Here is an 8,908-nt window from a genome sequence, read left to right as displayed (position 1 = left end):
AGCCAAGCCCTTTTTCAGCAGCCTGTTAAGCCGATCAGACCGGTCGGGCTCGTTAGTCGTCGCGTTCCTCCCGCTTCCGGCGCTTTTCTTCCTCGCGTAGGCGGCGGGCTTCTTCGGCTTCCTGTTTGCGCATCTTGCGGCCGTAGTTGCGGTCGCTTTCTTCCTGGCTGGTGGTGGTCCAATCGACCGCCTGACCCGCCGCCTTCACCGGCAGGGTGGCGACATCCCAGGCGGTCTTGGCGATGCAGCCGCCGCTCAGCAGCGGCAGTGCGATCACCCACAGCAATTGTTTACGCATCTCACTCGTCCCCGGCAGCGGGCACGAAGGCTTCGCGCGCGCGATTGCCGATATACGGGAAATCGGTGAAAAATCCATCGACGCCCGCCGCCAGATAGCGGGCGATCTCGGCATCGAGCTGCCCCGCCGCGCGCGGATCGCTGCCGGTGCGAAGATCGGTTGGCAGGAAATAATTCTCGGCGCGGAAGGTCCAGGGGTGGACGACCAGCCCCGCGGCATGGGCATTGGTGACCAGCGGCGTCACTTGCCCCTGCGCGGTGACGACCAGCGACTTTTCAGGGCCTAGCCCGGCGGCATAGGCGGCGATCGCGCGAAGTCCCTCGGGCGTCAGCATCGCGGCATAGCTGGGGGCGGCGCCATCGGGCGGGCCGCTGGCCGATGCGACGAGCTGGACCAGCCGCACCTTCGTCATGGTCGACAGGCGCTTGAGGTTATTGACCTCGAACGACTGGATAAACACCGGCGCGGCGGCGCTGTCCCAGCCGGCGGCGCGCAATTCGGCCACCAGCCGCGCCTCCATCGGATGGCCGATCGCGGCGAAATAGCTGGGATGCTTGGTTTCGGGATAGATGCCGATCGTCCGCCCGGTTGCTGCCGAGCGGCGCTTGGCGAGCGCGATCACTTCGGCGAGCGTGGGCACTTCGAACTGGCCGTCATAGCGGGCATTGCCGGGACGAAGCTGCGGCAGGCGTTCTTTGGCGCGCAGCGTCTTGAGTTCGGCAAGCGTGAAGTCTTCGGTGAACCAGCCGGTATGCGCCTGGCCGTCGATCGTCTTGGTCGCCTTGCGCGCGGCGAATTCGGGATGGGCCGCGACGTCGGTGGTGTCGGTGATGTCGTTCTCGTGGCGGGCGACGAACACATCGTCCTTGGTCATCACCAGATCGGGTTCGATGAAATCGGCACCCTGATCGATCGCCAGGTCATAGGCGGCCAGCGTGTGTTCAGGCCGTTCGCCACTGGCCCCGCGATGCGCGATCAGCAGCGGTTTGGCGGCGATTGGCATCCTCTTCTCCTGCGTGGCGGCGCAGCCACTGGTCGCGATCAGCACGCAAAGGCCCAGCAATTTCAACCCCAGGCCCGCGCGCTGGCCCCGTGTCGCACGTGTAACTTCAGCGCAACGATCCATGCAATTCACCATCAACAGCACTTTCTTTTCAGCGAAACCGGCTATCCGCACCTTTCCACGCGATTTGTTGCGCGAACATGTCGGTCTGACCGGCAGGCGGAAAGCATGCCAAGCTATCTGATGACGGCGGGCCTTGTCGGCCCTACGTACAGGAGCCTGGCCTCGCGCTCGGGACGAACCGGGGCGAGCGATTGAGGCAAGCATGAACGACAACGACATCATCCTGACCACCGCGCGCGAATGGGCCGGCGCGCCGATGGCGCTTGCCACGGTCGTGTCGACCTGGGGATCGGCACCGCGCCCGCGCGGCAGCCATATGCTGATCCATGCCGATGGCCGGTTCGAGGGATCGGTATCGGGTGGCTGTGTCGAGGCCGACATTCTCGCAACCGCCGCCGGGGTGATTGCGGGTGCGCCGGCGGTGGTGAAGCAATATGGCGTTGCCGATGCAGCGGCCTGGGAAGTGGGGCTGCCGTGCGGCGGCGAGATCGCGGTGCTGGTGCAGCTGGTTGCCGCCGACGGTTTCGATCCCGAATTGTTCGATCGCATCGCCGAAGCGCGTGGTGAGGGCCGGTCGCTCAGCATCCAGACCGATCTTGGCAGCGGGCAATCGTCGCTGCGCCCGATCGAGGGGGCGGCGTTCGTCAATCGCTATGATCCGCCGCGCCGGTTGCTGATCATCGGCGCGGTGCAGATCGCGCAGGCGCTGGTCGAGCTGGCGCGCGCCTTGGGCATCGCGACGACGGTGATCGATCCGCGCGCACGCTTTCTCACCGCTGAGCGGTTTCCCGGCACCGCGCTCGACGATCGCTGGCCCGATGCGGCGGTGGCGGCGCTCAACCCCGGCCCGACCAGCGCGGTAGTGACGCTCAGCCACGACGTGAAGATCGACGATCCCGCGCTGATAGAGGCACTGCGGCGGCCCACCGGCTATGTCGCGGCGCTGGGTAGCCGCAAGAGTCACGCCGCGCGGCGGGAGCGGCTGGCAGCGGCAGGGATTGGCGAGGTTGATCTTGACCGGATCGACGGTCCCGCCGGGCTGGCGATCGGCGCGATCGGCCCCGCCGAAATCGCATTGTCGATCGCGGCGGCGATGGTGAAGGCGTTGCATGATCGCCCCTGAAGACATCGCGCTGGTGCTGCTGGCAGCAGGGCGATCAGAGCGCTTTGGCGCGGCGGACAAGCTGGAACAGCCGTTCCTCACCGAACCGCTGGCGTTTCATGTCGTCACCGCGCTGGCGGCGATCCCGTTCAAGCGCAGAATCGCGGTGGTGTCGGGCACGCGGCTTGATTTCGCTGGCCGTGGGTATGAGGTTGTCGCGAACCCCCGCGCCGACGCAGGGCAGGGCCATTCGCTGGGGCTGTGCGTCGCGGCGGCGCGGCGGATCGATGCCAGGGCGGTGCTGGTCGCGCTTGCCGATATGCCGCGCGTCACGGCGGCGCATGTGCTTCGCCTGATCGACGGGGCCGAAGGTGAAAGCGCGGTCGTCGCATCGAGCAACGGCAGCCGCCCGATGCCGCCCGCGCTGTTCGGGCGCGGCCATTTCGATACGCTTTTGGCACTGGAGGGCGATGAGGGCGCCCGCGCCCTGGTGCGCGGCGGCAAACACGTCATCGCCAGCCCCGATGAACTGATCGACATCGATACGCCCGATGATCTGGCCGCGCTTCGCGTCCGTTATGCGCGCGGTGGCTGATCCTGCCTGGCTGGCCATAGCGTTGGGGCTGTTTTCGGCGCTGACGCTGGCATTCGCCAATATGGCGGTGAAGATGGGCGGCGACATTCTGGCGGGCCGGGCCATCTTGTCGAGCAGCGCGGCGCTGATCGTCGCCCCGTTCGCGTTGGTCGTGCCGCTGCCCGATACAGCGACGATCGAGGCGCTGGCATGGGCGATTCCGGCGCACTTCGCCTATCAATTGTGCCTGGTGCGGGCGTTTGAGCGCGGTGACCTGAGCCTGGTCTTCCCGGTGATGCGCGGGCTTGCGCCACTATTTACCGCGATCGGCGGCGTGTGGCTGTTGGGCGAGTCACTGCACCCTTGGGGTTGGGCGGGGCTGCTGCTGGCGACCGGCGCGGTGATCCTGTTCGCGCTACCCGCAGGACGTGCTCCCTGGCGCGAACACCCTGATGGGCGCGCCCTTGGCTGGGCGCTGGCGACGTCGGTGGGGATCGCGCTGTACAATATCGCCGATGCCAATGGCGTTCGGGTCGCGCCGCAGCCATGGACCTATATCGTCTGGCTGTTTCTGGTCGATTGGGTGTGCATCACGTTCACCGCGCTTGCGCTGCGGCGGCGGGTGCTGATCGGCACGGTTCGCGCTGGGTGGCGATTGGGGGTGTCGGCGGGTGCGCTGTCGGTGCTGTCGTTCGGCGGCGCGCTGTATGCCTTTTCGCTGATCGAGGCGGCAAAGGTCGCCGCGTTGCGCGAAACGTCGGTGGTATGGGCGGCGCTGTTTGGCGCGCGGTTTCTGGGCGAAGGGGCGGGACGGAGACGGGTGATTGCGGCGGTGGTGCTGGTCAGTGGGCTGGTGCTGTTGCAGGTGGCGGGATGACGATCATTCGTGGCGCAGCGCGTCGATCGGGTTGAGCGCGGCGGCGCGGCGCGCGGGGAAGAAGCCGAACACGACGCCGATGATCGCCGAAATCGCAAAGGCGATGATGTTGATCTGCAGATCGAAGATAAAGGGCACCTGCATGATCGGCACCAGCACCGCGATGACGATCTGCGCCAGGATCAGCCCGATCAACCCGCCGAGCATCGACAGCACGATCGCCTCGACCAGGAACTGCAACAGCACCTCGCGCGCGACCGCGCCGATCGCGAGGCGAATGCCGATCTCGCGCGTGCGTTCGGTGACCGACACCAGCATGATGTTCATGATGCCGATGCCGCCGACCACCAGCGAGATGCCGGCCACGGCGGTGACGATGCTGGTCAGCAGCGTGGTGGTGCCGGTGAGTGTCGCCGAAATCTGCGCGGTGTCGAAGATGTTGAAATTATCCTCCGCCCCCGGCTCGATCGCGCGCCGCTGGCGCAGCAGCGTCGTGAGCGATTGCTGCACCTGCGCGCCGTCATAGGCCGAATCGACCCCGACCAGCATCAGCCGGATGTCGCGATTGCCGGTAAAGCGGCGCTGGACCGTCTTGATCGGCATGATGACGACATCATCCTGATCGCCGCCAAAGCCCGCCTGCCCGCGTGTCTCGAGCGTGCCGATCACGTCGCATGACACGTCGTTCAGGCGAATACGCTCGCCGATCGGATCGGCGGCGCGGAACAGGTTCTGGCGGACGGTGTTGCCGATGATGCACACGGCTTTGCCGGCGGCTTCTTCTGGGGGCAGGAAGGTGCGCCCGGCGGTGAGGTTCCAGGGCTGGACTTCGAAGAAATCATTGGTGGTGCCGTTGATCGTCGTCGACCAGTTTGCGCCGTTGTAGATGGCGGTGGCGGTTGCCTGCGCTTGCGGCGCGACCGCCTTCACCCCGGCGATCTGGCCGATGATCGCGGCGACATCCTGTTGCTTGAAGTCGGGCGGACGCGGCCCGCCGCCGCCGCGCCCGAAGCCCTGGCCGGGGCGGACCTGAAGGATGTTGGTGCCAAGGCTGGCGATCGATTGCTGGACCGCAGCGGTGGTCGCCTGGCCGAGCGTCACCATCGTAACCACCGCAGCGACGCCGATGACGATGCCGAGAATAGTCAGGAACGAGCGCAGCAGATGGCGGCGGATCGAGCGGACGGCGAGGGTGAAGGTGGTGGAGAGCATTACTTGCCCCCCTCCCGCTTGCGGGAGGGGCTGGGGGAGGGGGTGTTGGCGAGGCCGGGCGTGGCAGTCGGAGAACAAGCCCTCCCCCGACCCCTCCCGCAAGCGGGAGGGGGGAAGGTAAGGCCGCTCACTTTACCACCTCGCCGCGCGCGTGCTGGCTGTCGATTCGTTCGACCAGCCCGTCCTTGAAATGGACGACCGTGCGCGCGAACGCTGCCATGTCGCCTTCGTGCGTCACCATCAGCACGGTGATGCCCGCATTCCGGTTCAAATCGGTCAGCAACTCCATGATTTCGATCGAGCGTTCGCTGTCGAGATTACCGGTGGGTTCGTCGGCCAGCAGCACATCGGGCTGGGTAACGATCGCGCGCGCGATCGCCACGCGCTGTTGCTGCCCGCCCGAAAGTTCGGCGGGGGTGTGGTCCCACCAATTGGCCAGCCCGACCTTGTCGAGCGCCGCCATCCCCATCGCCCGCCGCGCCTTTTTATCCTCGCCGCGATACAGCAGGGGCAGTTCGACATTTTCGAGCGCCGAGGTGCGGCTGAGCAGGTTGAAGCCCTGAAACACGAATCCCAGATAGCGCCGCCGCAGCAGCGCTCGCTGGTCGCGGTCGAGCGTTTCGACATGGACATTCTTGAACAGGAACGTCCCCGCCGATGGCACGTCGAGGCAGCCCAGAATGTTCATCGTGGTCGATTTGCCCGACCCCGACGGCCCCATCACCGCGACGAAATCGCCCTGTTCGATGTCGAGATCGACCCCTTTCAGCGCCTGAAACGCGGTGGGGCCTTCGCCATATACTTTGGTGACGCCGCGTAGGGTGATGATCGGCTGGGTCGCCATGCCGCTTAGCTGCCCGGGCGGGCGCGCTGGCCGCCCTTGGCCTGCCCGTCCTTGCTCTGGCCGCCCGATCCTTCAGCGGCGAGTTGGCCGGTAATCACCTGTGCCCCGGCGCGCAGATTGCCGCCGATCACTTCGGTGACCTGGCCATCGCTTTGGCCGACGCGGATCTGAACCGGCTGCGGCTCGCCATCGGCCCCCACGATATAGACGGTTTGTTCGGACCCGCGACCGATCGAGGCGGTGCGCTCTGGCTGGGCACCGCGCCGGCGGGTCGGCACGATCGCGCTGGCCAGCCCGCCGCCCTTGGCAGCGCTGGCACCGGCTGCGGCAGGCCGGAAACTCAGCGCGGCGTTGGGCACCAGCAGCACATTGTCGCGTTCGGTGGTGATGATTTCGGCGGTGGCGGTCATGCCCGGCCGCAGCCGCAATTCGGGGTTTTCGACCGTCAGAATCGCGGCATAGGACACGACTTGCCCCGTCGCGCTGGTGGTGGTGGTCGATGACGACGCCTCCTGCGCCGACAGGTTAGATCCGACATCGACGCGGGTGATCGTCGCGGCGAAGCTTTCGCCGGGGAAGGCATCGACGGTGAAGCTGGCGCGCTGGCCGTTGCGGACCGATCCGACATCGGCCTCGTCGATCGCGACTTCGAGCTCCATCTGGCTGAGATCTTCGGCGATCACGAACAGGGTCGGGGTGTTGAACGACGCCGCCACGGTCTGACCGGGATCGACCTGGCGCGCGAGCACCACGCCATTGACCGGCGATCGGATGATCGCGCGTTCACGCTGCGTCTGGCTCGACGACAATTGCGCGCGTGACGCGGTAACATTGGCCTGCGCAGTGCGGACCCCGGCGAGTGCGCGCGCGGCAGCGGCGCGTGCGGTGTCGAGTTCGGTCTTGGCGGGAACGCGCCCGCCCGACAGGCGGCTGACTTCCTCGAACCGGCCGAGCGTGGCGCGCGCTTCCTGCAAGGTCGCCTCTGCCTGCTGCACGGCGGCGAGTTGCGCGGCGAGCTGCGCCTGGTTCTGGCGGATCTGGTCGTCGAGCTGTTCGGGATCGATCAGCGCGAGCGATTGGCCGGCGCGGACGCGATCATTGACGTCGACCACCACCTGCATGACCAGCCCGGAAAGTTGCGAACCGACGGTGACCTGGTTGGTCGGCGCCAGCTTGCCGGTGGCCGAGACGGTGACCTGCAATTTGCCCTGGCGCACCGGCGCGGCGGCATAGCCCTGCTTCTCCGGCGGGGCGAGGAAGCGCATCGCGGCGAGCACCAGCAGCACGATTCCGAGCGCGACCAGCGCCCATTTGGCATAGCGCTTCCACTTGGGCTGGGTCTTGGTGCCCAGGAACGCATCGAGATCGGGGCTTTGCGCGTCAGCCATTGGTGTCGTCCTGCCTTTCCGGGGCAAGGGCGGTGCCCGCCACCCGGGGAATCGTGTCGCTGTCCCAGCCGCCGCCGAGCGCCAGATACAGCTGCACCAGCGCGGTGGCCTCGTCCGACTGCACTTGCGTCAGGCTGTTGCGCGCGTTCAGCAACTGGGTTTCGGTCTGGTTGAGCGTGGTGAAATCGGTCAGCCCCGCGCGATACTGGCTGCGCGCCAGGATCGCCGAGTTGCCCGCGGCGTCCAGCGCTACGGTGAATTCGCGTTGGCGGGCCTTCGCCGTCTGGAGCGCCACCACCGCATTCTCGATCTCTTCGAGCGAGGTGAGGATGGTCTGCCTATACGCCAGCAACGCGCCGTCGGTGGCTGCGGTCTGGGCGCGGACCAGCGAACGGGTGCGCCCGCCGTCGAAAATCAGCTGGTTCAGGCCCGCGAACAAGGTGCCGGTGATGATGTCGGTCAGGTTGCCGATCGCACCGGCGGCGGTGTTGATGCCGCCGCGCAGGTTGAGCGCGGGATAGAGCTGCGCCTCGGCCACACCGATCTGGGCAGTGGCGGCGGCAAGCTGGCGTTCGGCAGCGCGCACATCGGGGCGCTGGCGCAGCGTGTCGGCGGGAATGCCGATGCCGACCGTCGCGGGGCCGCGCGGGATCGGCCGTATCGCCGCCAGTTCGCCCTTCAGCGCGCCGGGGGCCTGCCCGGTCAGCACGCCAAGCCGGGAGACCGCGCTGTTATAGCTGGCCTCAAGCGACGGGATCGAGGCGGCGGTCTGTGCCCGCTGCGCCCGCGCCTGTTCGGCATCGAGCGACGACACCAGGCCCGCCTGCACCCGGAATCCGGCGATTTCGAGATTGTCGTCCTGCAACGCCAGCGACAGGCGGGCATTGGCGATCTGTTCCTGCGCCGCGCGCGCGAGCACATAGTTGCGGGCAATCTCTGACTGAGTCGAGATCAGCAGCGTCGCATAGTCGAAGCCCGAAGCCTGATAGCCGGCACGCGCCGCATCGACGCCGCGCCGAACCCCGCCGAACAGATCGACCTGATAATTGGCGTCGGCACTGAGCGAGAAATTATCGGTCGATCCCTGGCCGGTGTTCAGGATGGTGCCGTCGGGCAACTGGGTTTGCTGGCTGCCGCCCGCCAGCGCCTGACGCCGCGAATAATTGCCCGATCCGGTGACCGAAGGGAGGAAATCGGTGCGCGCCTGGATCAGCTGTTCGCGCGCCTGGCGCAACCGTGCGACTGCCTGGCCGACGTCGAGATTGTCGCTTGCCGCCTGTGCGACCAATCGCTGGAGCAGCGGATCGTCGAACCGTTCCCACCAGCGCGTCAGGTCTTCGGCGGTTTTGGGGGCGGGGACCGAAAAACCCTGCGGAACGCCAAGCTCGCCGGGGGCTGCGGGGCGATAGTCGGGGCCGGCGGTGCAGCCGCTGAGGCTCAACCCGGCCAGTGCGAATAGGTAAATGGCTTGTGGCCGCATGGTCATG

Annotated in this window: 9 protein-coding genes; 3 read left to right on the top strand and 6 right to left on the bottom strand. The window is 67.0% G+C overall.

Annotation, left to right across the window (positions count from 1 at the left end):
* Window positions 1–52 precede the first annotated feature (52 nt).
* Window positions 53–298, bottom strand: coding sequence for a hypothetical protein (locus QU44_RS14165; RefSeq protein ID WP_033923016.1), 246 nt, complete (start codon window positions 296–298; stop codon window positions 53–55).
* A 1-nt stretch (window position 299) separates the two neighbouring features.
* The gene (locus tag QU44_RS14160; protein ID WP_033923015.1) at window positions 300–1,301 is read right to left on the bottom strand and encodes a glycerophosphodiester phosphodiesterase; all 1,002 of its coding nucleotides are present in this window, start codon (window positions 1,299–1,301) and stop codon (window positions 300–302) included.
* A 325-nt stretch (window positions 1,302–1,626) separates the two neighbouring features.
* On the opposite strand from QU44_RS14160, the gene QU44_RS14155 reads away from it, so the two are divergent.
* The 3 genes from QU44_RS14155 to QU44_RS14145 are packed head-to-tail and all read left to right on the top strand — an operon-like array spanning window position 1,627 to window position 3,977.
* Entirely contained in the window at window positions 1,627–2,547 is a 921-nt protein-coding gene (locus QU44_RS14155) for an XdhC family protein (protein ID WP_033923014.1), read from the top strand.
* On the top strand, window positions 2,534–3,121 hold the full coding sequence (locus QU44_RS14150; protein WP_033923013.1) for a nucleotidyltransferase family protein: 588 nt from the start codon (window positions 2,534–2,536) through the stop codon (window positions 3,119–3,121). Before QU44_RS14155 ends, QU44_RS14150 begins: the two co-directional genes overlap by 14 nt.
* Window positions 3,078–3,977, top strand: coding sequence for a DMT family transporter (locus QU44_RS14145; protein WP_197054333.1), 900 nt, complete (start codon window positions 3,078–3,080; stop codon window positions 3,975–3,977). The genes QU44_RS14150 and QU44_RS14145 overlap by 44 nt, the downstream gene beginning before the upstream one ends.
* Window positions 3,978–3,980: 3 nt before the next feature.
* On the opposite strand, the gene QU44_RS14140 is transcribed toward QU44_RS14145, so the two are convergent.
* From QU44_RS14140 to QU44_RS14125, 4 genes are all read right to left on the bottom strand, one after another.
* A complete protein-coding gene (locus QU44_RS14140; protein WP_033923011.1) occupies window positions 3,981–5,189 on the bottom strand; it encodes an ABC transporter permease in 1,209 nt (402 codons plus the stop codon).
* A gap of 127 nt (window positions 5,190–5,316) precedes the next feature.
* Window positions 5,317–6,033, bottom strand: coding sequence for an ABC transporter ATP-binding protein (locus QU44_RS14135; RefSeq protein WP_033923010.1), 717 nt, complete (start codon window positions 6,031–6,033; stop codon window positions 5,317–5,319).
* Window positions 6,034–6,038: 5 nt separating this feature from the next.
* The gene (locus tag QU44_RS14130; RefSeq protein ID WP_033923009.1) at window positions 6,039–7,421 is read right to left on the bottom strand and encodes an efflux RND transporter periplasmic adaptor subunit; all 1,383 of its coding nucleotides are present in this window, start codon (window positions 7,419–7,421) and stop codon (window positions 6,039–6,041) included.
* Window positions 7,414–8,901, bottom strand: a complete 1,488-nt coding sequence (locus QU44_RS14125) for an efflux transporter outer membrane subunit (protein ID WP_033923021.1) — start codon at window positions 8,899–8,901, stop codon at window positions 7,414–7,416. Before QU44_RS14125 ends, QU44_RS14130 begins: the two co-directional genes overlap by 8 nt.
* Between the last annotated feature and the right edge of the window lie 7 nt (window positions 8,902–8,908).

It is taken from the genome of Sphingomonas sp. 37zxx, from assembly GCF_000786205.1.
Taxonomy (GTDB): Bacteria; Pseudomonadota; Alphaproteobacteria; order Sphingomonadales; family Sphingomonadaceae; genus Sphingomonas.
The sequence above is the reverse complement of the archived record's forward strand: the minus strand, read 5'-3'. Positions and strand labels throughout refer to the sequence as shown.

Coding starts and splice junctions, on each gene's coding strand:
- QU44_RS14165 (WP_033923016.1), bottom strand. CDS start 298: ATGCGTAAACAATTGCTGTGGGTGATCGCACTGCCGCTGCTGAGCGGC.
- QU44_RS14160 (WP_033923015.1), bottom strand. CDS start 1,301: ATGCCAATCGCCGCCAAACCGCTGCTGATCGCGCATCGCGGGGCCAGT.
- QU44_RS14155 (WP_033923014.1), top strand. CDS start 1,627: ATGAACGACAACGACATCATCCTGACCACCGCGCGCGAATGGGCCGGC.
- QU44_RS14150 (WP_033923013.1), top strand. CDS start 2,534: ATGATCGCCCCTGAAGACATCGCGCTGGTGCTGCTGGCAGCAGGGCGA.
- QU44_RS14145 (WP_197054333.1), top strand. CDS start 3,078: ATGATCTGGCCGCGCTTCGCGTCCGTTATGCGCGCGGTGGCTGATCCT.
- QU44_RS14140 (WP_033923011.1), bottom strand. CDS start 5,189: ATGCTCTCCACCACCTTCACCCTCGCCGTCCGCTCGATCCGCCGCCAT.
- QU44_RS14135 (WP_033923010.1), bottom strand. CDS start 6,033: ATGGCGACCCAGCCGATCATCACCCTACGCGGCGTCACCAAAGTATAT.
- QU44_RS14130 (WP_033923009.1), bottom strand. CDS start 7,421: ATGGCTGACGCGCAAAGCCCCGATCTCGATGCGTTCCTGGGCACCAAG.
- QU44_RS14125 (WP_033923021.1), bottom strand. CDS start 8,901: ATGCGGCCACAAGCCATTTACCTATTCGCACTGGCCGGGTTGAGCCTC.